Below are 25581 nucleotides of genomic sequence, written 5' to 3' on the forward strand. Positions count from 1 at the left end.
GTCGTGGTCGGATCGAACCAGGTTTTGTGCATAAGGAGCAGTTCATGAGTGAGATGACCTACCGTCGGCTCGGTGACTCGGGTCTGGTCGTGTCCGCGGTCGGGATCGGCTGCAACAACTTCGGCCGCAAGCTCGACGCCGATGGCACTCGCGAGGTCGTCGACGCCGCCCTCGACCACGGGATCAACCTCTTCGACACCGCCGACATCTACGGCACTCCGCACGGCTCGTCCGAGCAACTGCTCGGCGCCGCCCTCAAGGGCCGTCGCGACGAGGTGGTGCTGGCCAGCAAATTCGGCATGAACATGGAAGGACTCAACGGGCGTGACTTCGGGGCTCGCGGGTCCCGGCGCTACATCGTCCGGGCCGTCGAGGCGTCACTGCGACGGCTGGAGACCGACCACATCGACCTCTACCAGATGCACGAACCCGACCCGGCGACCCCGATCGAGGAGACCCTGGCCGCGCTCGACGACCTGGTCCGTTCCGGCAAGGTGCGCTACCTCGGAAACTCCAACTTCTCCGGCTGGCAGATCGCGGACGCCGACTGGACCGCACGCAGCGGCAACACGACCCGGTTCATCAGCGCGCAGAATCGTTACAGCCTGCTGAACCGCGGCGTCGAAACCGAGGTGGTTCCGGCTTGCGAGCAGTTCGGCCTGGGTCTGCTGCCGTTCTTCCCGATCGAGGCAGGCCTGCTCAGCGGCAAATACCGCCGCGCTGAACCAGCACCGGCCGGCAGCCGGATGTCGACCGAGCGCTACCGGCTGTGGCTCGACACCGCCGACTGGGACACCATCGAAGCGCTGACCGCGTTCGGCGCCGAACGTGGCCACAGCCTGCTCGACGTCGCCATCGCCGGCCTGGCCGCACAGCCCGCGGTCGCCAGCGTGATCGCCGGAGCCACCACAGCCGAGCAGGTACAGGCAAACGTCACCGCCGGCACCTGGGAACTCACCACCGCCGACATCGCAGCCCTGGACAACTTGCTGAACACCTGACAAGTCCGAGCCAGCTCCCAAGCCAACTCCGGCCCCACCGGCGGAGCGCTTTCCGGGACGCCAGCGAGCGTGCCGCTTCCGCGCATCGATAAACATCTTGTCGGCCGCCATGGCAAGTGCGTTTGCCTGTACGCGACGGGCGCGTTTGCCTCCGCCTCGACCGGCGCGCTCCTTCTGCTCCCAGGCGGGCGCGCTCGTCGTGCTCCCGCGTGCGCTCCGGCGGGCGCGCTTGTCGTGGTGCGAACAGACACGTGGTGTTCGAGATGCGCGGATAGGCTGGCGGCACCTGGGACCGCTGTCAGGTCCGCGGCCAGCCGACGACGAGCATCGAAATTCCGTGCCACCGCCTATGATCTCGGCTCATGTCCGAACGTAGTGCCGCATTCACCTCCTCCTCCGCCGGGCCGGGCGCCAATAGCCCAGACTCATCCGGCACCGAGCCGATCGATAGCGACGACTCGCCCCCGGCTGACCACGAGGTCTCGGCTGACCACGAGGTCTCGGCTGACCACGAGGTCTCGGCTGACCGCGAGGTCTCCTCCTCGTCTGCGGAAGCGCCGGAAGGTGCAACGCTTGAGGCGAATTCGCCGGACATCTACGGAAATGACCACGCTGCGGCTGACGCCTCCAGCTCCGTCGTAGGCGGAGCAAGCATTCCTTCCGCCGAGTCAACCGCAGGCGGCCGGGCGGTGTCGAAGCCGGTCACGGACAAGACGTCGGAGCCTTTAACCAACGTGGTTGCTACTGCTGTCGAACCCGAATCTTCACCTGCGGCGGGCACGGCGAATGACCCTGGAACGGCCCAGGCAACAGACACCGCAACGGATGCTGCTGCCGAGTCCGGCGCTTCGCCCGTGACAGATCCGGAGACCAGTTCCGCAGTCGCGCAGGCAGCTGTCGCCACCACGGACACTGATGGCATCGAATCCAGTGCTTCGCCGGTGGTGGATCCGGAGACCGACTCACTGGTCGTGCAGGCGGCTGCTGCCGCAACGGTTGCCGCGACGGCGGCTGCGGTTGCCGCGGACGCTGCTGCGGTTGCCGCCGATGCCGCAGCCGGAGCAGCGGTCGCCGCGGCGGAGGCGGCTGAGGCTGCCGCCGTCGCAGCTGAACTCGCTGTCATGGCGACCGGAGGCCTCCCGGCTGGGATCGGTGCCGTCGACGGGACCGCGATCGGTGACGACGTACGCGAGGACGTTGGTGGCGACGACGCGCCGCCCTACAGCGACGTTCCAGGTGACGAGGCTGACGAGGCTCTCCCCGAGGCCGAGCCGGAAGCTCGGGGAATCGCGGCGTGGGGATCGGACCGGCGGCGGGATCTGCTGGCCTACATCGGGGTACCACTGGGGACGCTATTCGCCGCGCCGGCGCTGGTGCTGTTCTGGGGCATCGTGATCCTCGGCAGCAGTACCAGCTCACCGGCCATCTGCGACGGGGTCCGCGTCGTCAACGGTTGCGAAGAAGCCACCTGGCTCGTAATCCGAGTACACGTGCTCGGGTTCCTCGGCCTGTGGGCGCTGCTCTGGGTGCTGCCCTGGTGGCGAGGTCTGCGCACGCCGCGCGCGTTGCTCGCCCTGACGTCCGGGGTCTTCCTGTTCGCCGGCTTGCTGCGCCTGGCCGCCTGACCAGCACCCCAACAAACGGGCGGCCGAACCCAAAGGAGCCGGGCGGAAGCCCGGCTCCTTTGTCGGTGAGCGGCGTGACGGTGAGCGGCGTGACGGTGAGCTGGTTGAGGGTGCTGCCGGCTACTCGACGACCGTGATGATTCGGCGGCGGCGGGCGGCTCGGAAGGCGATCGCGCCTGCGAGCAATAGCACCGCGCCGCCGACGGCGATCAGGCCGGCCGGGGCGCCGGTGATCGGCAGGCCGCCTCCGCCTCCGGCGGCGGTCAGTTTCACCGTGAGGGCGGCCTTGTTGTTGCCGGTTTTCGAGTCCTGCACGCCACCGTCGACGGTGACCGTGCCGGCTTTGTGTTCGGCCGCGTCGAGGATTTCCGCGGTGAGGGTGAACAGGTGCTTCTTGTCGGCTGGCACTGATTCCAGTACCAGGCACACCAGGTCGGTGACTTCGGACAGGTCCCGCACCGACTCGTCGATGTCGTCGAACGATGTGCCGGGCAGGCAGCGGTCGTCGGACTTGGTCAGTTCGACGCCGGTGGGCAGTTTGACGTGGACGTACTGGATCCAGGTCACGGCCGGCGGAACGGTCGACGCCGGGCCGCGGTTCCGCATGCCGACCTCGACCGAGGCTTTCGTGCCGATCGCGCCGGTGAAGGTTCCGCCGACTGCGGCACTGTCGGCGCTGGTCTTCGGCACGCTCACCGAGAAGAGGGTGTAGTTGTCGTCCTCGTTGAGGTCGTCGACCGGTTCCGGCTCCTCGGCGGTGGTCGACGCGATCGTTTCCATCTTCAGTTCGGCACCGGCGGCACCGGCGGTCCGTTTCGTGAAGTCGAAGACGTACTTGTCGGAGAGACCGACGACACCCACGTAGATCGGGTAGTCGTACGGCCCGGCGGCGTTGCCGGGCACTTTGACCCGCAGCGGCGTGGCGGACGGCAGTGTGAAGGAGCCGCCCGCGGCGAGCGTGTCGTTGAAGACGCAGACGATCGCGGTGATGCCCTCTTCGGTGGCTTTCTCACAGTTGCGGTAGGCGAGCGCCGGCGTCAACCCGAACGGGGACAGTACGACCAGGCCCAGCGCTTTGACGTCTTTGTTGCCACTGTTGGCGACGACGACCGGCACGTTCGCCGATTTGCCGGGGCTGAGTTTCAGGTCGGCGATGTCACCCATTTCGAGGTCCACGCCGCCTTTGTCGGTGCGTACCACCGCAATTGATGTCTCGTCGCTTGTTGTGCCCGCGACCGACGTGGACAGTGCGATCGTCCCGGCCGGTGCGGTGGTCCCGCCAGCGGCCGGCTTCAGCGTGAACTTGACGCTGCGCCGTTCGCCGGGCTTGAGGGAGCCGAGCTGACAAGTGTTGCCGGCGCAGTCGGCCGGTGCCGCGAATCCCAGATCGGCACGGATCGGCTGGGCTGCGGTGCCGAAATTCAGGGCGACATTATTGGTTTTCGTATCGCTGATGTTGTAAAGGTCGAATTTGACCGTCTTTGCCTGACCGTTGATGACGGTCACCGTTTCCGGAGCGAGAATCGCTACATAAGCGAAATCCTGCTCATCAGCGGCCTGAGCAGGCAGAGCGAGGCCGTTAAGGGCCAACCCGGAAGCCGCCGTGGTCAGGGCGAGACGGCTGAGAAAAGCGCGCAGACGCATGGTCACCGATTTCGAACTCAGAGAAAGTCCGAGGATCGTAAGACGCGCGGTTCCAGAGATCAAACAAAGAGGAGATCACCCGAAGAGAAGATCAAACGTCGGCGAACCGGGGACCGTCAGCGGGAAGAGGCGGCACTTCGCCACGATTCGCCGCACGCCGGGCGAATTCCCGGACACCGGCGATCTGGCGTTCCCCCAGCGAGAAGTCGAGAGCCCGGAAATAGTTGGCAAGCGTCGCCGCGTCGAACGGTTCCCAGCGGGCCGCCGCCTCGGCCACCTCGTCCAGATGGTCCAGGCACAGGTCGCGGGAGCGCTGGAACGCCTCGTGCACGTCCTTGACCAGTCCCGGGTGCGCGGCCGCGAAGTCACGGCGAACCGCCCACACCGCGAAGACCATCGGCAGGCCGGTCCATTCCTTCCACGCCTCGGCCAGGTCGATCACCTGAAGGCCGTTGCCGGGCGCCTCATACATCGCGCGGAGTGCCACGTCACCGATCAGCACTCCGGCGTCGGCCTCCAGCAGCATCTGGGACAGGTCGGGTGGGCAGCGGAAATACTCCGGCTCGGCGCCGTACCTCTCGCTCAGCAGCATCTGGGCCAGCATCACCCCGGTCCGGGACGTCGAACCGAGAGCGACCGGCCGCCCGTCCAGCTCGGCCGGCGGCCGGGTGGACACCAGGTTGACCGACAGCACCGGACCGTCGCTGCCGACCGCCAGATCGGGCAGTAGAAGCAGCTCGTCGGCGTGCCGCAGGTACTCGACGAGAGTGATCGGCCCGATGTCCAGGTCACCGGCGACGAGGCTGGCGCTGAGCCGCTCCGGGGTGTCCTTGTGCAGGTCGACGTCGAGCAGGGCGCCCGAGCGCATCAGCCCCCAGTAGATCGGCAGACAGTTGAGGAACTGGATGTGCCCGACCCGGGGCCGACGGACGCTGTCGTTCATGATGCGACGTTATCCCCGATCTCGTCCCGCATGCTGGTCGCGGGAGCCGTCCGTGTCTGAGATCGCACCTCGCCCCGGATCAGCGGCACACACGCCAGCGCGGCCAGCAGCCCGGCCGCCCCGGCACCGGCCACCAGCACCCGCGGATCGAAGAACTCGACCAGCGGCCCGGCCACGAAGAACCCGACGATGCCCGCGGCCTGCACCGACGCGCCGTAGACGGAGAACGCGCGACCGTGCGCTTCGGGCCGCACCCGGCTGACGATCAGCACGTTGGTGCTGACGTTGAGCAGACCGTTGAAGAAGCCGCCGGCCACCCAGAACGGGATCAGCACCCAGGCGGAACCGGCGGTCGCGCCGCCGATCAGCACGGCCAGGCACGCGGCGCCGAGAAGCGCGAGCACGGTACCGACGGTGCGCCGGTGTTCCGGGATGCGGCTGCCGAGTGGGCTGCCGAGCAGCATTCCCGCCGACCACGACGCGGAGACCAGGCCGTAGACCGTGGTCGAGGCGCCGAGGGTCTCCCGTACGAAAAAGATGTCGAAGACGTTGATCGCACTCACTCCGGCCACCACGGACGCGACCGCGATCGTCATGACGGTCAGCGTCCGGTCGTCCCACAGCCGGAACGGGGCTGCCGCCTGCTGATCCTTCTCGGTCGCCCCGTGTCGCCGGGTGCGCAGCAGCAGGCCGATCGCGACGAGGGACAGGTAGCTGACCGCACCGATCAGCAGCGGCCCGCGCTGCCCGGTCTGCCCGATCAGCACTCCGGCCAGCGCGGGCGCGGCCAGCATGCCGATCTGACCGGCGCTCTGCACGATGCCACTGGCCTTGGGGAAGTCCGCCGGCCGCACCATCCGCGGCACCAGCGCGGCGAGCGTCGGCTGGGTGATCGACAGACCGGCGGCCAGGGCCGCGACCAGGGCGACGATCAACACCGGGTGGGTGGCGAAGGCCAGGACCGCGCAGATCGCGGCCTGCGCCACACCGATCACGACCAGGAGGGTACGGCTGTCGGCACGGTCCGCGAGCCGCCCGGAGAAGGGTGCGAGCAGCGCGATCGGCAGGGTGGCCGCGAGCAGCAGCCCAGCGACGGCGAACCCGCCGTGGCCCGCCGACTGGAGCACGAGGGCCAGGGTGGTGGCGGCGAGGAGTTCACCACAGATCGAGATCCCCCGGCCGGCGGCCACCAGATAGACGTCAGCCCAGCGCGACCCGGCAGATGTGAAGGACATACTTCGAAAGTAATCCTTCGCATCTGCTCGATGCAACCCCGTCAGTCACTCCTTGGGAAAAGCCACGTACTGAACGACCACATGACGCGCCCCGTCCGGGGCCGAACCACGCCGGTCCCGTAGCCGGTAGACCTCCGTCAGCGCCCGCACCTTCTGGTTGAGCTCGGTCAACTCCTCGGCGGTGACCAGGATCTGCTGGCCCATCAGCGCGCTGGCCTCACGCCACAGTTCCGGTTCGGTGGCCTGCCGGCTCATCCATTCCTGGATACGAGCCCGGTCCCGGCTCAGGTAGAGGTCGACGAGGGCGTGCTCGGCCGCCATCGAGTCGGGGGCGTCGGTATCCGCGGCGAAGGAGAGCGTGGCGTTCACCGCCTGCCACCGTCGCTCCCGCCCGTCGCCGCGGCCCGGAGCATGCTCGACCAGGCCGTACTTCGCCAGCTCCCGCAGGTGATAGCTGGTCGCACTGGGCGACAGCCCGACCAGCTCAGCACACTCGGTCGCGGTCACCGACTCCCCGGTGGCCGTCAGATGGTCGATGATCTCGATCCGAGCCGGATGCGCCAGAGCCCGCATGGTCCGCGCATCGCTGATCCGTTCCGCCATCCCCCCATTCTCGGCCAGCCCGGCCCGGACCTTTCCAGCAGATCTCAGGCGACCTTCAACTGCTCGTCACCGAAGTCGGCGATGAGCTTCAAAGTCCCACCCAATGCGCTGATGTAGCGCGCCAGTACGTCCTGGGTGGAGACCGAACCGGCCTCGATCTGCGAAACCCTGGCCACCGAGACACCCATCCGCTCGGCGACCTGCTCCTGCGTCATCTCACGGCGCTTACGCAGCTCGACAAGCCGCCAGCCGCGCGCTTCATCGAGTATCCGCTCGACACCGGCTTCGAACTTCTCGACACCGCCAGCAGTGCTGATGGCCCGATCAAGGTGATCCGTGTCTCGCCAACGCTTTGTTCCCATCAGACGCCCACAACCCATCGAGGAACTCCTCGACCTGCCGGGTCATGTTGATCTCCCACTGCACTACGAAGCCTCCCCATGAACTTAACAATATCCTTAACCCACGCGGGAGGCTGTAGCAAAAATGGGTAGACCTAACGGGGGAACGGCGTAGTGTGGAGGGCCGCTTGACGGCCGTGGTGAGAATGCACCGCAGCGGGCGTCCACCGCGCCGTGGGGTGGCCTAAACGCCCTGCGGATACGCGAGCGACCTCGATCGCTGTGAACCGAGGACGACCCTGTGCCCATCACTGATCTGGACACCGAACTCGCCGCCGAACGTACCCATCTGGAGAGTTCCCGGGCCGCGCTGCGCCGGATGCGGAACCGCGCCCAAGAACTCTTCTCCACCGGTGACCGGGTCGCCGGTGACGCCTACACCGCCGAACAGTTGGGCCGGCACATGGCCCGCCGGGTCAAGGAGTTGGCCGACGACCCGGATACCCCGTTGTTCTTCGGGCGGCTGGACATCGACGAGAGCCCGTACCACGTGGGCCGCCGGCATGTCACCGACGACGCCGGGGAGCCGATGGTGCTGGACTGGCGGGCGCCGTTGTCCCGCTCGTTCTACCGGGCCAGCGTGCGGGACCCGCAGGGGGTGGCGACGCGGCGCCGGTTCGGGTTCGTCAAGGGCGAACTGACCAGTTTCGAGGACGAGCACCTGGACCGTGGCGAGGAGCTGGGCACCAGTTCGCGGATTCTGACGTCGGAGATCGAACGGCCGCGTGTCGGCCCGATGCGGGACATCGTCGCGACCATCCAGCCGGAGCAGGACGAACTGGTCCGGGCCGACCTGTCCGAGTCGATCTGTGTGCAGGGCGCGCCCGGCACCGGTAAGACCGCGGTGGGCCTGCACCGGGCCGCCTACCTGCTCTATCTGCACCGGGAGCGGCTGCGTAAGTCGAAGGTGCTGATCGTCGGCCCGAACACGGCTTTCCTGTCCTACATCTCGGCGGTGCTGCCCACTCTGGGTGAGGTGGAGGTGCAACAGTCGACGCTGGATGACCTGGTGGGCCGGGCGGTGGTCAAGGCGGTTGATCCGGCCGAGGTCACGGCGATCAAACATGACGTACGGATGGCCGAGGTCCTGCATCGGACACTGTGGAGCCGGATCACCGGGCCGACCGAGCCGATCATGGTGTCGGACGGTTCGTACCGCTGGCGTATCGATTTGCAGCCCTTGCACCGCATCCTCGACGAGGCCCGCCGGGAGGGGCTGCCCTACGCGACCGGCCGGGAACGGGTGCGGGCCCGGGTGGTCAACCTGCTGCAACTCCAGTCGGAGTACCGCACCGGCAACTCCCCGAACGACTCCTGGCTGCGCCGGATGAGCCGGATCGCCCCGGTCGCCGGTTTCCTGGAGTCGTGCTGGCCGGCGGTCACCCCGGAGTCCCTGGTGGTGGACCTGCTGACCGATCCGTCGGCCGCCGGCGATCTGCTCACCGAGGCCGAGCAGGAGGCGATCCGCTGGGTGAAGCCACCGAAGTCGGTGAAGTCGGCGAAGTTCAGCACGGCCGATCTGGTGCTGATCGACGAGGCTGCCGGGCTGCTCGAACGGGAGACCAGTTTCGGTCACGTGGTCGTCGACGAGGCGCAGGATCTGTCCCCCATGCAGGCGCGCGCGATCGCCCGGCGCAGCGAGCACGGGTCGATCACGCTGCTCGGCGACCTGGCGCAGGGCACCGCGCCGTGGGCCACCACCGACTGGCGGGACATCCTCGTGCATCTGGGTAAACCGGATGCGGCGGTGGTTCCGCTGACCGTTGGTTTCCGCGTACCGGAAGCTGTGGTGGCCCTGGCCAACCGCCTCCTGCCGGCGCTCGGGGTGAACGTGCCGGAGGCCGTCTCGCTGCGCCGGGACGGCGAGCTCACCGTCCTCGACGTGGCGGATCCCGCCGACCTGGATCAGCGGACGGTCGCCGAGGTGACGGCCGCCCTGGTGCACGAGGGATCAGTAGCGGTCATCGCGGCCGACACCGCGGTGGAGCGGCTCCGCGGTCACCTGGACGCGGCGGAGATCGGGCACGCGACGCCCGACGACGTCGACAATCCGGCGCGCGTCCGGGTCGTTCCGGCGACGATGGTCAAGGGCCTGGAGTACGACCATGTCATCGTGCACGAGCCGGCGGACATCGTGGCCGCCGAGCCGAAGGGCCTGAACCGCTTGTACGTGGTGCTCACCCGCGCGGTCACCCGCCTTTCGGTATTGCATTCGAAAGCCCTTCCGGAAGCGCTTACGCTTCCGTGATGCCTCGTATCGGGTTCATGTTCGACTGCAATCGCGCCCCCGAAGAACTCCCCGCCTTCGCCGCCGCCCTCGACGAGGCCGGAGCCGACGACCTGTGGGTGGTGGAGGACCTCGGCTGGAACGGTGGGGTCAGCGCCGCCGCCGTGGCCTTGGCCGCCACCACCCGGCTGCGGGTCGGTATCGGCATCGCTCCCGCCCCGCTGCGCAACCCGACCCTGTTCGCCATGGAGATCGCCACCCTGGCCCGGATCCACCCCGGACGGATCGTTGCCGGAATCGGTCACGGGGTGCCCGGCTGGATGAAGCAGGCCGGCGTTTACCCGAAGTCTCCGCTGTCCCTGCTGGAGGAGACCGTCGTCGCGATCCGCGGCCTGCTCAAGGGCGAGACGGTCACCCTGGACGGCCGTGAGGTGCACCTCGACGGCGTGAAGCTGGTGCATCCGCCGACAGTGGTCCCGCCGGTCGTCACGGGTGTGGTGAAACCGAAGGGGCTGGCACTGTCCGGCCGGGTCGCGGACGGCACCATCATCGTCGAGGGCCTGAGTCCGGAACAGATCACCGAAACCATCGCGGTCATCCGCAGCGGTGGCGCCGGCGACGACCACGAGATCATCAACTTCGCGTTCCTGCACGTGGAGGAGGATCCGGAGGCGGCCGCCAAGATCCGGCAGACGGCTCTGGCGGGGCAGGCCGGATTCCTCGGGGTCCCGGTCGACGAGGTGTTCGGGCTGATCGGCCCGGCTTCCGAGGTCCCCGCCAAGATCCAGATTCTGACCGGCGTCGGCTCCGACACCGTGGTGCTGCGCCCGTTCGGCGACGACCACCTCGGTCAGGCGCTGGCCGCCCTCAAGGCCCTGGGCCGAAAAGCCTGATCAGGGTTATCCACAGCCTCACCGAGGAGGCTGTGGATAACTTTCGGGCCGTACCGGTCAGGTCAAGGGCTTCACCCAGCGGGACCAGTGGTCCTGCGGGTGGTACCCGTGGGCTGCCCAGATTCCGTGCGCCACGGTGTTGCCGTCGAGGACCATGGCGTCGGCTCGCGTACCGCCGAAAGTCCTGAAACGCTCTTCGGCGGCCGCGACCAACCGCCCACCGATCCCCTCCCGGCGACGCCGTGGTGCCACCGCCAGCCGGTAGAGGTGGCAGCGCCAGCCGTCCCAGCCCGCGATGACCGTGCCGACGATCTCGGCACCGTCGACGGCCAGGATCAGCGCCTCGGGATCTCGCCGGTGCAGCGCCCGGATCGCGTCGTCGGTGTCCACCGGCCGGCTGTCGTTCTCCGCCGCCGACTGCCAGAACTCCAGGACCGCCGGGAGTTCCGTCACCACCGCGGCCCGCAAGATCAAGTCACCCATGGCACCAACCTAGGACCTCAGCGCAGATTGAGGCCGCCGTCGAGAAGGATCACCTCGCCGGTCAGGTAGGTGTGCCCGATCAGCATCGCGATCAGGTCGGCCACATCGGACGGCTGGGCGGCCCGGCGCATCGGGCTGGCGGTCCGCCACAGTTCCTGGGCGGCGGTCCACCCGGCCGTCATCGGGGTGTCGACCAGCCCGGGTGCGACCGCGTTGACCCGGACGTCCGGCCCGAGGGCGGCGGCCAGCAGTTTCGTCACGTGGTTGAGCGCGGCCTTGCTGGCGGCATAGGCGATCGAACTCCCCTTCGGCCGCACCCCGGCATGACTCGTCACGTTGACGACGCACCCGCCGGACTCGCGCAACGCCGGCAGTGCCGCGGTGCACAGCAGCCAGGGCGCGATCAGGTTCACGTCGAGCAGCCGCCGCCAGTCGTCAGCGGTGAGCCCACCCAGTTCGGCGTGCGGAACCGGCCAGCTGATCCCCGCGTTGTTGACCAGCACATCGAGCCGGCCGTGCCGGTCCAGCACGGCCGGCACCAGCCCGGCCGCCGCGGCGTCGTCGCCGAGATCCGCCTGGTGGTAGGAGCCGCCGATCTCTCCGGCCAGTTCCTCACCGGCCACCCGGCTGGACTTCGAGTGCACCGCCACGGTCATCCCGTCCGCGGCCAGCCGCCGGGCGGTGGCCGCCCCGATCCCCGATACCGACCCCGTGACCAGCGCGACTTTCCTCATCCCTGGGATCCTAGAGAGCGCTTCGGGACGAGGCGGACGATCCTTTTCGGACGTGGGCATCGGTGAAGATCGGGTCGGCGGTTCGGGTAGAAGATTGACAGTTCGGTCCGGCCACTGGCGTCCGGGTGCCACCATCCGAGCATGACCGTTGCTTCGCCCGGCGTGCCCAACTGGGTGGATCTGGCCACCGCCGATCTTGATGACGCGATCCGTTTCTACACCGAGCTGTTCGGCTGGACCGCGGAGATCTCCGGGGACGAACTCGGTGGTTACACGACGTTCCTGCTGAACGGGCTGCCGGTGGCGGGAGCCGGGCCGCTCTTCGGGGAGGGCCAGGTCAGCGCGTGGAGCACCTATTTCTCGGCGTCCGACGCGGACGCGGTGGCCGGGTGGGTCGAGGCGGCGTACGGCACGGTGCTGGTGCCGCCGTTCGACGTCGGGGATCAGGGCCGGATGGCGGCGTTCCTCGATCCGGCGGGAGCGCCGTTCAGTGTCTGGGAGCCGCGGGCGATGCGGGGCGCCGAGGTCTTCGGCATTCCGGGTGCCCTGACGTGGAGCGAGTTGAACACCCGCGATCTGGAGGGTGCGGCGGGGTTCTACGGCGCGGTGTTCGGCTGGCAGTTCCGGCGGACCCGGATCGGCGGCCTGCCCTATCTGCTCTGCGAGCTGGAGCAGGCGCCGGTGGCCGGTTTCCAGTTGATGGCCGGTGACAACTGGCCGGTCGATCTGCCGCCGCACTGGCAGATCCATTTCGCGGTCGGTGACTGTGACGGGGCCGTCGATCACGCGGTCCAGTTGGGCGGCCGGCTCCTGCATCCGCCGACGACGATCCCCGGAGCCCGGTACGCGGTTCTCGCCGATCCACAGGGCGCGTCGTTCGCGATACTGCACAAACATCGTTGATCGTCAATCAAGGGTTGCTCTCTAGCGTTCTCGGCAAGCGTCCAGATCGGACGCCGGGACTATGGAGGAACCCATGCGACCCGTCTCACCGACCACCGGCTCCCCGAACCGCCTGCTCTACACCGGTTCCTGAGTCCCGACAGTGAAAGGCCGCTCCGGTCGGAGCGGCCTTTCGACGTGGGGATCAGCTCAGCAGGCTGGGGATCTTCTCGAAGAGCTGGACCGTGAACGTCATCATCTCGCGGAGCATCCAGTTGCCGGTGAGCAGCAGCACCGCGCCGATACCCACCGCTTTCGGCACGAAGGAGAGCGTGGCTTCCTGGATCTGGGTCACCGACTGGAACAGCGAGACGACAAACCCGATCCCGAGTGCGGTCAGCAGGACCGGGGCCGCCATCTTCGCGGCGACGGTCATGGCCAGCGTGGCGATCTCCATAACCTTGGCGTCCGTCATACCTTTCCCTTCGGGCGCCCGGTTGTTTCCCGTAGTACGGAACGGTTGCAATTCGGTTCGTTCCGCCTCAGCCCCGGACCGCCACCACCAGCGGCCCATGATCACCCGGGACGATCCGCACCTTGACCCGGTAATACGTGGCCAGGTTCCCCGCGGTCAGCACCTCGGCGGGCGTTCCGGCGGCGACCGTCCGGCCACCCGCGAGCAGGACCATCCGGTCGGCGTACTCCCCCGCGGTCGTCAGGTCGTGCATGGTCGCCAGCACGGTCAGTCCGCGTTGCGCGCGCAGCCCGTCGATCAGCTCCAGAACCTCCTGCTGGTGACCGATGTCGAGGGCGCTGGTCGGCTCGTCGAGCAGCAGGATCCCGGCACCCTGGGCGAGCGCGCGGGCCAGGAAGACCCGCTGCCGCTCACCGCCGGAGAGCGTGTCCAGGCGGCGCATGGCGAACGGCACGAGGTCGAGCGCGGCGAGGGCTTCGTCGGCGGCCGCCAGGTCGGCCGCCGATTCACGACCCAGCGGCGGTACGTACGGAGTACGGCCGAGCAGCACGTAGTCGAAGACCCGGACCGCGGGTGGGATCACCGGTGACTGCAGCATGACGGCGACCGTCCGGGCCCGTTCCCGCCGCTTCAGCTCACCGATCGCCCGGCCGTGCCAGCGGATCGTCCCACCGGCCGGGAGCAGCCCGGCGATCGCCCGCAGCGCGGTGGACTTGCCGGCCCCGTTCGGCCCGATGACGGTCACCCACTCGCCCTCGGCCACGTCCAGATCGACACCGTCGACGATCAGCGTCCCGCCCAACCGCACGGTCAGCCCGGCCACCTCGATCGCGGTCACTCCGGGGCCACCCGGCTGGTTCGCAGCACCAGGATGAAGAAGGGGGCCCCGAGCACTGCGGTGACCACCCCGATCGGGATCTCCGCGTCACCACCGGCGGTCCGGGCCAGCAGGTCGGTCAGGGCCAGGAACGCCGCACCGAACAGCACCGACAGCGGCAGCAGCGCCCGGTTGCCCGGACCGGCCAGCAATCGCAGTGTGTGCGGCACGATGATCCCGACAAAACCGATCAGCCCGGAGACGCTCACTGCCGCCGCGGTGCCCAGTGAGGCCGCGATGATCAGCACGTACCGGCTGCGCTGCGGATGCAGCCCCAGACTCGCCGCCTCGGCGTCCCCAACGGTCAGCACGTCCAGTTCGCGACGCTGGGAGAGCACGATCAAACCCGTGACCAGCGCGTACGGCAGGACAAGCTGCACGTCGTGCCACCCGGCCGTGGACAGTCGGCCGAGCAGCCACGAGTACACCTCGCGCAACGACTCGACGTGCCGTTGCAGCAGGAACGTCTGCACCGCGGACAGGAACGCCGACACCGCCACCCCGGCCAGGATCAACGTGGCCGGTGACCGGTCCCGCCCACCCGCGGCACCGAGCAGCCAGGTCAGCGCCACCGCCCCGACCGCACCGGCGAACGCGGCCATCGGCACCCCGATCGGCAGCTCGGTCATGCCGTCGCCCGCTTGCAGAACGATGACCGCGGTCACCCCCAGACCCGCACCGGAGGCCACCCCGAGCAGGTGCGGGTCGGCCAGCGAGTTACGGAACGCACCCTGGTAGGCGGCACCGGCCAGGGCCAGCATCGCGCCGACGATCAGGCCCAGGACGACACGGGGCAGCCGGAGCTGCGTCAGGATGTCGACCTCACGGTCGGACAGGCCACTGTCCAGGCGTACGCCGGGAACCAGATTGAACATCTCCACCGCGACACCGCCCGGTGGCAGCGGCACCGAACCGAACGCCAACCCCATGATCGTCGCGGCCAGGACCACCGCGAGTGCCGCCGCCAGCCATGCCGGGCGCAGTCCGGCGGGCCGGCGAACGATCATGTCGCCGGGACCTTGGCCAGCGCGTCGGCGACGACCTGGACCAGATCGACGGTACGGGGACCCCAGCGCGAGGCGATGTCGTCGTCGAGCGGGTAGATCTGCCCCTTCGACACCGCGGTCACCGACGCCCAGCCGGCCCGGGCCTGGACCGTGGCGACGGACTGCTGGCAGCACTTGGTGTCGGCCAGGAAGATGGTGTCCGGGTTCGCCGTGACCAGGGCCTCCTGGGAGAGCTGTGGATAACCGCCGAGCTTGCCGGCCGGGTCGGCGGCGTCCGCGATGTTCGTCATGCCGAAGAGGCCCAGAACCGAGCCGATGAAGGTCTTCGATGTGGCCGAGTAGAGGTCCGGGCCCAACTCGTAGTAGTAACTGAGCGGCGTGCTCCGGGCCGGCACCGACTTGACGATCTTGTCGATGTCGGCGGCCATCCGCTCGTTCAGCGCACCGGCCTCGGCCTGGTGCCCGGTGAGCATGCCCAGATCGGTGATGCCCTGATAGGTGTCGTCGAGATCGGCCGCGGCCGGCGACACGAAGACCGGGATCGACAGCTTGCCGAGCTGGGCCACGATGCCGTCGGCGTCGCCGGAGAGCACCACCAGATCCGGATCCTTCGCCGCGATCGCCTCGGCGTTCGGCTTGAACCCGGACAGGTCGGTCTTCGGCGCGTCGGCCGGGAAGTTCGACTGGTCGTCGACCGCGGTGACCTGCGGGCCGGCGCCGATCGCATAGAGCATCTCGGTGGCCGTCGGGCTCAGCGAGACGATCTTCGCCGGCTGGGCGGTGAGCGTCACGGCGCCGACCGTCACCGGGTACGTCAATCCGGAACCGGACGCGGTGACAGCCGGTTCGGGCTTGCTGCCCGCGCATCCGGTGAGAAGCAGTGCGGTGGCCGCCACAGCGGCGGTGAGCAGGCGTTTCATGGTCCTCCTGTCGGCCGGGCATCCGAGACTTCGCCTGGTACTTCGCCGACAGGGCCGCCGTGGCCGCCGCCCGCGAGGCGCCCCTCCACGGGAACGCTTGATCGCGACCGGCCCCAGGCGACCTGGCTAACCCCCGTGGGGGCATCACAGTTGCGGGACAGCTCCGGTTTCGCACCGGCTTCGCTGAGGACGCGGTCGGGAAAACGCTAACCCACAGCGGCCTTTTCAGCCTGGCGACTTTCCTGGCGTGGTGACTTGGGGCGCGATCCGCACCTCAAGTCACCACGCCGGGTTTTCAGACGATCATGCGGCCGGATATCGCGTCCGCGGCGATCGTGCCCCAGTGGCGGGAGTCGTCGGCCACTTCACGGTTGTCGGCGAGCACGTAGATCGCGCCGTCCGGAACGGTCACCGCGGCGCACTCGGTGCCGATCACCTCAGCCTCCGGCGGAAGGTACGGCTCGTTCAGGGCCACGCCGTCGCGCAGCACCCGGCCCTCCCGGCACTCGATGCGGTCGCCGGGCAGGCCGATGACACGGCGCATCGTCTCGAAGGAGCCCGGCGGCGTGCCCGGGGCCGCGAAAGCGACGATGTCGCCGCGATCGATGCCGGTCGCCCGGAACGCCACCCGGTCGATGAGGTGATCACTCCCGATCGCCAGGGTCGGCTCCATCCCGCCGCTCGGCACGAAGCGCACCCCGAGCAGGAACGGCGCCGCCACGATCACGACGAGGGCCGCGGCGGCCAGGCGATAGGGGGCCGGACGCGCGACGTACCGCTCCCGGATGGCCACCCGCATCCCGCCGGCTGCCCAGCGCATCGCCGCCCCGGTTGTGGCCGCCTGATCGAACTCGGCCAGCACCGCCTCACCCCACGGCCCGCCCCGCTCCCGGCGACCGCGCACCACGATCCGCAGCACCCGATGGGCCACCCGCCTCATGCCGGCCTCACCCTCGCGATGCTCGCGGCCCGGCCGGACGTCGCCGCCTTGGCAGCCGCGTCGGACAGCCGGACCTTGGCCAGCGCGACACCGTCGCCGGTCAGCCGGTAGAGGTGCCGGGGTGGGCGGCCTGGCTGGTCGGACGGCTCCCAGTCGGCATCGAGCAGGCCCTGCTCGGTCAGGCGCATCAGGATCGGATAGAGCGTCCCGGAGGCCAGGCCGGTCTCGCGGCTCAGGTCGTAGCCGTACCGGCGGGTGGTGGGCTCTTTCAGCAGTGCCTCGAAAAGCCGCAAGGTCTGCGGTGAGGCGTGTGACGTCCTCGGCATGTCGAAACTCTACATAACTCGACTTATGAGTTGTCAAGAGTCCGGCATCGATGCCGGGCTGCACTCAGACGTCGGCGCGCTTCGGGTGCTCCGCGATGTCGGCGGCGGCCACCCGGTCACCGTCGGCGGCCGCCTGCTCGTCACCGGCGAGCGCCGAACGCAGCCGGTCCTTCTCCGCCGACCGGCGGGCCGAGATCTCACCCAGTTGCTCGGCCATGTCGTCCCGCCAACCGCGGAGCAGGATGAACGAGAGACCGGACGCGGCGACGAACGCGACCATCGCCTTGACCAGGATGTTCAGCGGTGTCAGGAACAGCGCCAGAAAGACGGCCAGGAACAGTCCGAGACGGCCGAGCGTGTACTTGACGGCGGGCTTCATTAGTTTCTCCCTCAGCCCGACCGATGGCTGAGCCACCGCAGGCCGTAGAACCAGACCAGGCAGTACACGACCGTACCGGTCAGGGCGCCGGAGCCGCCGCTGACCAACGCCGGAGCGACCCCGGCCACCACACCCGCCACCGACATCCCCATCGCGACCCCGAACCCGGCGGCCAGACCGGCCACCATGATCCGGTGTGCGCCGAAGCCCTCGGCCCGGAACTCCTCGACGAAGAGCCAGACCGGCAGGATCAGGATCAGCCAGCCGTTCGACTCACCGAACTCGCCGAGCCCGGTCAGCGCCATCACCGCTTCGAAGATCAGCAGAACCGCCGTACCGGCCGCGAGTCCGGCGAAAGCCGAGCCCAGCAGGTCACCGAAGGTCGCCAGGCGACCGGTCGCGTCTTTGTTGAGCTGGGTCATCGACGTCACCGTCCGTGGGGTCTCAGGCCCAGATCTTCTGGGGCTCGCTCCGTCGCTCGGCCAGCGACGACGCCTTCTCGTATTCCCGTATGACCTGATAACGAGCGTCCCGCTCGACCGGCCGGAAACCCGCGTCCCAGATCAGGTGCAGAAGATCGTCGTGCTTCTCCGCCACCGGACCGACCAGATCCTCGGGCTTCTCCGTCGTCACCGGGCCGGCCAGATCGTCGGCGCCGAAGTTCAGTGCGAGCTGGGACACCGACAAGCCGTGCACGGTCCAGGCGCAGGTCACGTGCGGCACGTTGTCGAAGAGCAGGCGGGACACCGCGAACGTCTTCAGTGAGTCGGCCGGGCCGCTCGGGCTCAGCGGGGCGAAAGCCGTGAACTCGCCCGTCTCGTCCTGGCGCTCGCGCAGACTCAGCACGTGGTCGACCCGCTGCTGCGGGTCGTCGCCCGGCTCGTACGACATCTCGGCTCTTCCGGTGGTCTCACCGCCGAACGTCACGCGGTCGCCGTTCGCCTCGGTGCGCTTGTGGTGTGCCAGGCGGCCGAGCCAGGCGAGGTCGTCGGAGGCGAACAGCGCGACGCCGTCCTCACGGGTCAGCCGTTCACCCGCGTAAACCTTCGCTTCCAGCGCACGCTTCAACCCAGCATCCATAGGCACGAGGGTACGTCGCCTCCCTCGAGTGACCTGCGGCACCGTTCATGCGAATAGTTCTCAGCGTACTTTCACCTTGATTCGATCGACATCGGTACGCCGCTTGCGGTATGAACCTTTAGGAACGACTAGCGACGGTCCACGCCGACGCGGACGGGGAGATCATGGCCAAGGGTTCGCGGCACGGATCACCGCAACGCGGGCGCCGCAGGCGTTTCCGGTTGCGTCCCCTGGTCCTGTCGGCGGCGGTGGCAGCGGCGATCGCCACGCTCTTCCAGCCGATCCCGGCGATGGCCGATCCGGGCACCGCACCCGGCATCACTGCCGTCCCCAACACCGGCGCGCGTCCCACCCAGACCGGCAGCCTGGTCCTGCCCGGCAGCCCGGCCACCACCACGACGCCGACCACCACGACCCTGACCACGCCCGGTGTCACCGCCAGCCCGGTGATCCTGAAAGTGGAGAAGGGCCGCGCCGAGATCGCCGCCCTGGGTGACCAGCTGATCCGCGTCGGCCAGGACCGCGACCTCGCCCAGACCCAGCTCACCACCGCGTCGCAGCGGGTCAGCGAGACCCAGCTGGCCGTCACTCAGGCCCGCGAGCAGGCGGAAGCCGCCGCGGCCGAGACCATGCAGCAGGCCGCCGCACTACCGCCCGGCGCTCTCGACACCGGCCTGCTCGAACTCGGCGCGCTCGCCCGTATGCAGCGCGGCGACGCCGCCCCCTACGAGGCCAGCGCCCGCCGGGTGATCGCCGCCGAGGACGCCGTCCGGACCGCCGTCACGGACCACCTCAACGCCAACAACCGCTATGCCGGCCTGGTCGCGCAGTGGACCAACCTCAACACCAGCCTGGCCACGAGGCAGGCGACCCAGAAGGCGTATGAGGACGCGCACCGCGACGAGATCACCGCAGCCGAGAGCAGAGCCACCGCCGCCGACCAGCAGCTCGGTCAGGACATCCTGGCCGGCTCGGACGCCGGGCGCGGCTCCGACCCGAAATCTGTCCGGGCGCTCCAGTTCGCCCTGGCCCAGCGCGGCGATCCGTACGTCTGGTCCGAAGAGGGCCCGGATCAGTACGACTGCTCCGGCCTGATGTACGCCGCCTACCGCTCAGTCGGTTACCCGCTGGTCCGGGTCTCCCGCGATCAGTACTACCAAACCCGCGACCGGACCGTCTCGCGCTACTCACTGCTCCCCGGCGACCTGCTGTTCTTCAGCTCCTCCAGCAGCTGGACCGGCATTCACCACGTCGCGATGTACGCGGGCGAGGGCATGATGGTCGAGGCCCCGCGTACCGGCCTCAACGTGCGGCTCACGCCGGTCCGGTGGAGCCGCCTCTTCGCGGCCACCCGGGTCTACGGCTCGATCGAGGGCGAGACCGAGACGCCCGACCTCGGCTCCCCCGACCCCGACGAACCGGCCACGACGCCGAGCCCGAGCAAGACCACGACCAAGCCGTCGAACAGCCCGTCCCCGTCGACCTCAACGTCGCCGTCGAAATCGCCGTCGACGTCCCCGTCGCCGTCGGGCTCCACCTCGCCGTCGGGCTCCACCTCGCCGTCCCCGTCGACCTCCACCTCGCCGTCCCCCTCGGCCTCGCCGTCCCCCTCGGCCTCGCCGTCCCCCTCGGCCTCGCCCTCGCCGTCGGTTTCGACCTCGCCCTCGCCGGCGGTGACTCAGTCGTCGCTCCAGCCGGAGCCGACCCCCACCCCCGACGAGACCGGTTCGTCCGCGACAGCGTCCACATCGGCCACGAAGTCCACCGGTTCATCGTCGTCCGACTCATCGTCGTCAACGGCTACCGCATCGGAAACAGCCTCGAAGTCCGACGCCTCCGCCAGCGCGTCCAGTGACGATTAGTCCGGTAATCAGGTAATACACCCCCCAAAAATTGCCCCGAAAGGGCGAGTTGCGCACTGGACTGTCGTCGCGCGACAGGTGACTCAGATGCCGGGTGTGTTCACACCGGCTGATGTGGCACGGTTAAGGTCAGCGCCCGACGTCCGAGCGTCGGCAGCGGTGGTCGGGAGGACCCATGGACGAGCAGCACGCGACCAGGGACGGCGAGATCGGAACGCCGCCCGCTGCGCGGCCGCCCGCAAAAGACCCCGAGGGGTACGCACCCCCACCCCCACCCGCACCGGGAGCCCTCTGGGCCACTCCCGCCCCGCCGGCAGCCAGCGCCAGCAAAGCCATCGCTGACGCGCCCGCGCCCACAAAGCCGGGCCCCGGCACGCCCCCTTCCACCGGCCCCACATCATCCGCACCCGTTTCCGCCGCACCCGTTTCCGCCGCGCCGGTTTCCGCTGTGCCTGTCTCCGCTGTGCCTGTCTCCGGCGGGTCCTTGTCTGACACCCCGGTTCCGGAAGCACCTACTTCCGGCGCACCTGCCTCTGGAGTTCCCGTCTCCGACACTCCCGCCTCCGGCGCACCTGTCTCCGGCGCACCTAAATCTGACACGGCCGTCTCTAGCGCGCCTGTCTCCAGCGCACCCGTCTCTGGGGTCCCTGTTTCCGGAGCTCCCGTCTCCGGTGTGCCCGTTTCCGGGGCTCCTGTTTCGGGAGCACCAGCGTCCGACACACCCACTCCGAAACCCTCCGACACGACCCCTGAGTCCGGCTCGCCGGCCTTCCGGGTAAGCGCTTCGGCCCCGGTTTCCGCGGCCCCAGTCTCGACGCCCCCGGATTCGGCAACGCCACCATCGCCCGCCCCGACGTCCGCAGCTCCGGTTTCCGCAGCTCCGACATCGCCCGCCCCGGCGCCCGCAGCCCCTGTCTCCGCGGCCCCCGTGTCTGCAGCGCCCAGCCCGGCTGTTCCGAGTAGCCAGACTTCCGGCAGTTCCGCACCCGTTTCTCCGGCGCCGGCTGTCTACGGCACCGCGACGCCCACACCGGTTTCGCCTGCCTCCACGACCGAAGCCGCAAAGCCCGTCTCGTCCGCACCCGCGGTCGGTTCGGCCAAGCCGGTCTCAGCGGTCCCCGTCTCCGGCTCTTCTTCCACCGGTTCCGCGGCCGGTTCAGCGCGGCCGGTTTCGGTGGCGCCGAGTGGTGGGGCGTCGGTGCGGCCTATCTCGGCTGTTCCTGGTTCTGGTGCGGCTCGGGCCTCGGTGCCCGGGGTGGCCAAGGCTGAGGGCGGCGGCGTATCCGCTGCAGCGCGGGTGGGTGGGCAGTCGACCGTCTACGGCTCGTCGCCTCGTCCGGGTGGCGTGGATGGTCCACGCGGAGATGTCTCCGGCGCCGAACCTGGGAAGACAGACAACCCGAAAGCCTCCGAACCTGCGAAGCCAGGCGAGCTGAAGCCAGGCGCACTGAAGGCTTCCGGACCGGAGACGCCGGGCGAGCCGAAGCTTGCCGAGTCGAAGAAGGCGGGCGAGCCGCAATCTGTTCAGGCGAAATCGGCTCAGGCAGAGTCCGGTGACTTGAAGCCGAGTGGACCGGAGTCCCGGAAGCCCGAGTCGAAACCGGAGCCCTCCGGCCCCAAGCCGGGCGAGGCCGCTCCGGCGGAACCGAAGCCTGCTGAACCCGGCACGCCGGAGAAGCCTGAGCCGGGCGAGCCGCTTCCTGCGCCGGCCCGGCCCACGCCGCCGAAACCGGCAGACCCGCGTCCATCACGGCCGGAACCGATTCGGCCTGGCCCGGTTCAGCCGCCGACGCCGTTGCCGAAGCCTCCGACCCCGTTCCCCACGCCGTCGCCCGCACCCGGCCCGGTTCCCCCGGTGCCGGGTCCGACGCCACCAAGTCCGGTACCGCCAGGACCAGGTCCGAGCCCTGTCCCGCCAGGACCAGGACCGAGCCCAGTCCCGCCAGGACCAGGACCGAGCCCAGTCCCGCCGGGGCCGAGTCCGGTTCCGCCGGGACTGAAGCCGGGATTGAAGCCGGGATTGAAGCCGGGATTGGGATCTAGCCCAGTACCGCACGGGCCAGTGGCCAATCCGGCGCCGCTTACTGCGGGGCAGAGGTCGACTGCTCCTGGGCAGACGCCGGCTCCTTCGGGGCCGGGGCCGAAACCGGTTTCGTCGGGGTCTGGGCCGGTTCCGCCGGCTGTTTCGCCTGCTTCGGGGATCGGGGGTGGCGGGAGTGGGCTGCCCAGCTATACCCTGCCGCCCAGTGCTGCTTCGGCAGGATTGCCACCGGCCCCACAGAGCGCTCCCCGCGGAACGCCTTATCGGGGCTTCCCGTCTGCGCCGGAGAACATCGAGATGACCCAGCCGGTCTCTGCCGGAAATCCTTACCCGAGCGGGTCTCCGTACCCGGCTCAGGCTCAGTCCGGATCTCCGTATCCGTCGCAGGCCTCGACGGGGACGCCGTATCCGTCTCAGGCTTCCAGCGGCACGTCGTATCCGTCACAGGCTTCAGCGGGGACGTCGTACCCGGCTCAGGCTCCGGCCGGGTCGACTTATCCGTCTCAGAATCCGACCACTCCGGTGAATCCCACCTCGGGTGGTGTGCCGCAGCAGCGTGGGCAGGTGGGTGGCACGGTCTACAGCACCGGCGGGTATCCGGCGATCGACACGACGATGCCGGTCAACATCGACCCGGTGGAGAATTCGGGTTCGCTGACCGGGCACATCCTGGCTCAGGGCTGGTATGACGCGCCGACTGAGCAACGCCGCAGTAACCTGAAAGTGGTTGTCGCCATGCTCGTGGTGCTGGGGCTGCTCGTCACGGTGAGTCTGATCTTCGTGTTCACAGCGGGTGACGCCTTCACCGATTTCCTGGGTGGTCTGACGTAACTGACAGAGGTCCGACAGCGGGTCGAGGTCCTGGCGTTTTGCCCGCCGGGGCTTCGACCATCTAAGCTGGCGAGGTTGAGCTCTGGGGTGAGTAGGCCCACTACCCGACCGGAATGCGGTCGGCGGTTTCAACGTTCACCCGTACACTGATGGTAGTTATTGACGCGGCGTGCCCAACCGGTGCATGCCATGGGCGTTCTTGCGGGCATTTCAGCGGGCGGTCGACAGTGACCGCGGCGGGCCATTCGCGAGCATGCGCCCCCGTAGAGAGGTTCTCTTGACCACTTTCGCTGATTCCAGCACGTTCCCGTCCGTCATCGACAACAGCGACACCCCCGAGATCGAAGCCCCTGAGACGACCGTCACCGAGACGTCGGACACTCCCGCGGCTATCACTTTCGCCGACCTCGGCCTCCCGCCCGAGATCGTCCGCGTTCTGACCCGTGAGGGCATCACCACCCCGTTCGAGATCCAGGCCGCGACCGTTCCGGACGCGCTGGCCGGCCGGGACGTCCTGGGCCGTGGCCAGACCGGTTCGGGCAAGACGCTCGCCTTCGGCCTCCCGGTTCTGACTCGTTGCTCCAAGGGTGGCCGGGCTCGCCCGCACTACCCCAAGGCTCTGATCCTGGTCCCCACCCGCGAGCTGGCGATGCAGGTCGCCGACTCGCTGATGCCGGTGGGCCGGGCCGTCGGCGTCTTCCTGAAGACCGCGGTCGGCGGGGTTCCCTACGACCGTCAGATGGACGCGCTGCGTCGCGGCGTCGAGGTGATCGTCGCCACTCCGGGCCGGCTCGCCGACCTGATCGAGCGGGGCGCCTGCCGGCTCGACGACGTCGAGGTGACCGTCCTCGACGAGGCCGACCAGATGGCCGACATGGGCTTCCTGCCCGAGGTCACCGATCTGCTGTCCAAGACTCCGGCGAACGCCCAGCGGCTGCTCTTCTCGGCCACTCTGGACGGTGACGTCGACACCCTGGTCAAGCGGTTCATGAACGACCCGGTGACGCACTCCACGGCTCCGGCCGAGGCCAGCGTGTCCACCATGGAACACCACATGCTGCTGATCCCGCCGGCGGACAAGTTCCCGATCACCTCGTGGATCGCCAACCGGGAGGGCAAGACCATCGTCTTCGCCCGCACCCAGATGGGCGTCGACCGGCTGGTCGAGCAGCTCGCGGCGGTCGGTGTCCGGTCCGGTGCCCTGCACGGTGGCAAGACGCAGCGGGTCCGCACCCGCACGCTCGCCGAGTTCAAGGAAGGCCGGACGAACGTCCTGGTCGCCACGGACGTGGCGGCCCGTGGCATCCACGTCGACGGCATCTCGCTGGTCATGCACGTGGACCCGCCGAAGGACCCGAAGGACTACCTGCACCGCGCCGGCCGTACGGCTCGTGCCGGTGAGTCCGGCTCGGTCGTGACGCTGGTTCTGCCGAAGCAGCGCCGCACCACCCAGGCGATGCTGACGAAGGCCGGTGTCACCCCGGGCGAGTTCCGCGTCCGTCTGGGCGACGAGAAGCTGGCCGAGGTCACCGGTGCCCGTGAGCCCAGTGGCATCCCGGTGATCGAGGAGCCGGAGGCTCGTCGTGAGCGTTCCGGTGGCGCGCGTCGCTTCGGCGACCGGCCCCGTGGCGACCGCCCGCAGCGGTCGTACGGTGACCGTCCCCAGCGTGGCTACGGCGACCGCAACGAGCGTTCGTTCGGTGACCGTCCCCAGGGTGACCGGCCGCAGCGTTCCTACGGCGACCGCCCGCAGGGCTCGTTCGGCGACCGTCCCCAGGGCGACCGCCCGCAGCGTTCTTCGTACGGTGACCGCCCGCAGGGCGACCGTCCGCAGGGCTCCTACGGCGACCGCCCGCAGGGTGACCGGCCGCAGCGTTCCTACAGCGACCGGCCGCAGAGCTCCTACGGAGACCGGCCGCAGGGTGACCGTTCCTACGGTGACCGCAACGCGACGGGTGACCGGGGTCAGCGTTCGTTCGGTGACCGGCCGCAGCGCACGTTCGGTGACCGGCCGACCGGCCAGCGCCGGGACAGCCACCGCACCGAAGGCCAGCGCACGTTCGGAACCGCCGACCGTCGCGAGGGCCCGAGCGGCCGTCAGGGCACGCCCCGCCCGGCGCGCAGCTACTGATCGAGTACTCGGAGACGTCAGCGAGCAGCTACTGATCCGGT

24 protein-coding genes are annotated in these 25581 nt (G+C 69.1%); 8 read left to right on the forward strand and 16 right to left on the reverse strand.

Annotated features, from left to right (window positions below; translation table 11 throughout):
• Positions 1-44 precede the first annotated feature (44 nt).
• Together BLU81_RS31895 and BLU81_RS31900 are read left to right on the forward strand one after the other, a co-directional pair.
• A complete protein-coding gene (locus BLU81_RS31895; RefSeq protein ID WP_092549629.1) occupies positions 45-1001 on the forward strand; it encodes an aldo/keto reductase in 957 nt (318 codons plus the stop codon).
• A gap of 854 nt (positions 1002-1855) precedes the next feature.
• A complete protein-coding gene (locus BLU81_RS31900; protein ID WP_157751856.1) occupies positions 1856-2626 on the forward strand; it encodes a hypothetical protein in 771 nt (256 codons plus the stop codon).
• Between the two features lie 120 nt (positions 2627-2746).
• Here the strand turns inward: BLU81_RS31900 and BLU81_RS31905 are convergent, their stop codons facing one another.
• From BLU81_RS31905 to BLU81_RS31925, 5 genes are all read right to left on the reverse strand, one after another.
• Positions 2747-4276 carry a COG1361 family protein gene (locus BLU81_RS31905; RefSeq protein WP_157751857.1) on the reverse strand — a complete coding sequence of 510 codons (1530 nt, stop codon included), beginning with the start codon at positions 4274-4276 and terminating at the stop codon, positions 2747-2749.
• A gap of 85 nt (positions 4277-4361) precedes the next feature.
• Complete coding sequence (locus BLU81_RS31910; protein WP_092549637.1) at positions 4362-5213, reverse strand: menaquinone biosynthetic enzyme MqnA/MqnD family protein; 852 nt, start codon at positions 5211-5213, stop codon at positions 4362-4364.
• On the reverse strand, positions 5210-6448 hold the full coding sequence (locus BLU81_RS31915) for an MFS transporter (protein WP_092549640.1): 1239 nt from the start codon (positions 6446-6448) through the stop codon (positions 5210-5212). Before BLU81_RS31915 ends, BLU81_RS31910 begins: the two co-directional genes overlap by 4 nt.
• A gap of 45 nt (positions 6449-6493) precedes the next feature.
• A complete protein-coding gene (locus BLU81_RS31920; protein WP_092549643.1) occupies positions 6494-7051 on the reverse strand; it encodes a helix-turn-helix domain-containing protein in 558 nt (185 codons plus the stop codon).
• A gap of 44 nt (positions 7052-7095) precedes the next feature.
• Positions 7096-7431, reverse strand: coding sequence for a helix-turn-helix domain-containing protein (locus BLU81_RS31925; protein ID WP_407923874.1), 336 nt, complete (start codon positions 7429-7431; stop codon positions 7096-7098).
• A 262-nt stretch (positions 7432-7693) separates the two neighbouring features.
• Between BLU81_RS31925 and BLU81_RS31930 the strand changes: the two genes are divergently transcribed.
• Entirely contained in the window at positions 7694-9700 is a 2007-nt protein-coding gene (locus BLU81_RS31930) for a HelD family protein (RefSeq protein WP_092549646.1), read from the forward strand.
• The gene (locus tag BLU81_RS31935; RefSeq protein WP_092549649.1) at positions 9700-10572 is read left to right on the forward strand and encodes an LLM class flavin-dependent oxidoreductase; all 873 of its coding nucleotides are present in this window, start codon (positions 9700-9702) and stop codon (positions 10570-10572) included. Before BLU81_RS31930 ends, BLU81_RS31935 begins: the two co-directional genes overlap by 1 nt.
• A 57-nt stretch (positions 10573-10629) precedes the next feature.
• On the opposite strand, the gene BLU81_RS31940 is transcribed toward BLU81_RS31935, so the two are convergent.
• Both BLU81_RS31940 and BLU81_RS31945 read right to left on the reverse strand, forming a co-directional pair.
• Positions 10630-11055 (reverse strand): GNAT family N-acetyltransferase, encoded by a 426-nt coding sequence (locus BLU81_RS31940; protein ID WP_092549653.1) that lies wholly within the window; start codon positions 11053-11055, stop codon positions 10630-10632.
• 17 nt (positions 11056-11072) lie between these two features.
• Positions 11073-11789 (reverse strand): SDR family NAD(P)-dependent oxidoreductase, encoded by a 717-nt coding sequence (locus tag BLU81_RS31945; protein WP_092549656.1) that lies wholly within the window; start codon positions 11787-11789, stop codon positions 11073-11075.
• Positions 11790-11930: 141 nt separating this feature from the next.
• Between BLU81_RS31945 and BLU81_RS31950 the strand changes: the two genes are divergently transcribed.
• The gene (locus tag BLU81_RS31950; RefSeq protein WP_092549659.1) at positions 11931-12692 is read left to right on the forward strand and encodes a VOC family protein; all 762 of its coding nucleotides are present in this window, start codon (positions 11931-11933) and stop codon (positions 12690-12692) included.
• 184 nt (positions 12693-12876) lie between these two features.
• Here BLU81_RS31950 and fliQ read toward each other — a convergent pair whose 3' ends face one another.
• The 9 genes from fliQ to BLU81_RS31995 all read right to left on the reverse strand — a co-directional run bounded on the left by fliQ (position 12877) and on the right by BLU81_RS31995 (position 18675).
• Positions 12877-13146, reverse strand: coding sequence for a flagellar biosynthesis protein FliQ (gene fliQ / locus BLU81_RS31955; protein WP_092549663.1), 270 nt, complete (start codon positions 13144-13146; stop codon positions 12877-12879).
• A gap of 67 nt (positions 13147-13213) precedes the next feature.
• Positions 13214-13984 (reverse strand): ABC transporter ATP-binding protein, encoded by a 771-nt coding sequence (locus tag BLU81_RS31960; RefSeq protein WP_373873284.1) that lies wholly within the window; start codon positions 13982-13984, stop codon positions 13214-13216.
• Positions 13981-15030: a FecCD family ABC transporter permease gene (locus BLU81_RS31965; protein WP_092549666.1), complete on the reverse strand. Its 1050-nt coding sequence runs from the start codon at positions 15028-15030 to the stop codon at positions 13981-13983. The genes BLU81_RS31960 and BLU81_RS31965 overlap by 4 nt, the downstream gene beginning before the upstream one ends.
• On the reverse strand, positions 15027-15950 hold the full coding sequence (locus BLU81_RS31970; RefSeq protein ID WP_092549669.1) for an ABC transporter substrate-binding protein: 924 nt from the start codon (positions 15948-15950) through the stop codon (positions 15027-15029). Before BLU81_RS31970 ends, BLU81_RS31965 begins: the two co-directional genes overlap by 4 nt.
• A gap of 295 nt (positions 15951-16245) precedes the next feature.
• Positions 16246-16890, reverse strand: a complete 645-nt coding sequence (lepB, locus tag BLU81_RS31975; RefSeq protein WP_092549672.1) for a signal peptidase I — start codon at positions 16888-16890, stop codon at positions 16246-16248.
• Positions 16887-17216 (reverse strand): PadR family transcriptional regulator, encoded by a 330-nt coding sequence (locus BLU81_RS31980; RefSeq protein WP_092549675.1) that lies wholly within the window; start codon positions 17214-17216, stop codon positions 16887-16889. Before BLU81_RS31980 ends, lepB begins: the two co-directional genes overlap by 4 nt.
• 64 nt (positions 17217-17280) lie before the next feature.
• Entirely contained in the window at positions 17281-17595 is a 315-nt protein-coding gene (locus BLU81_RS31985) for a DUF4229 domain-containing protein (protein ID WP_092549678.1), read from the reverse strand.
• An 11-nt stretch (positions 17596-17606) separates the two neighbouring features.
• Positions 17607-18017 (reverse strand): hypothetical protein, encoded by a 411-nt coding sequence (locus tag BLU81_RS31990; RefSeq protein WP_092549681.1) that lies wholly within the window; start codon positions 18015-18017, stop codon positions 17607-17609.
• Between the two features lie 22 nt (positions 18018-18039).
• Complete coding sequence (locus BLU81_RS31995) at positions 18040-18675, reverse strand: hypothetical protein (RefSeq protein ID WP_092549684.1); 636 nt, start codon at positions 18673-18675, stop codon at positions 18040-18042.
• A gap of 164 nt (positions 18676-18839) precedes the next feature.
• Between BLU81_RS31995 and BLU81_RS32000 the strand changes: the two genes are divergently transcribed.
• The 3 genes from BLU81_RS32000 to BLU81_RS32015 all read left to right on the forward strand — a co-directional run bounded on the left by BLU81_RS32000 (position 18840) and on the right by BLU81_RS32015 (position 25540).
• Positions 18840-20537, forward strand: coding sequence for a C40 family peptidase (locus BLU81_RS32000; RefSeq protein ID WP_092549686.1), 1698 nt, complete (start codon positions 18840-18842; stop codon positions 20535-20537).
• 2563 nt (positions 20538-23100) lie between these two features.
• Positions 23101-23409: a hypothetical protein gene (locus BLU81_RS32010; RefSeq protein ID WP_157751858.1), complete on the forward strand. Its 309-nt coding sequence runs from the start codon at positions 23101-23103 to the stop codon at positions 23407-23409.
• Between the two features lie 277 nt (positions 23410-23686).
• A complete protein-coding gene (locus BLU81_RS32015; RefSeq protein WP_231953609.1) occupies positions 23687-25540 on the forward strand; it encodes a DEAD/DEAH box helicase in 1854 nt (617 codons plus the stop codon).
• The last annotated feature ends 41 nt before the right edge of the window (positions 25541-25581 follow it).

Origin of the sequence: Actinoplanes derwentensis, from assembly GCF_900104725.1 — a bacterium.
GTDB lineage: Bacteria > Actinomycetota > Actinomycetes > Mycobacteriales > Micromonosporaceae > Actinoplanes > Actinoplanes derwentensis.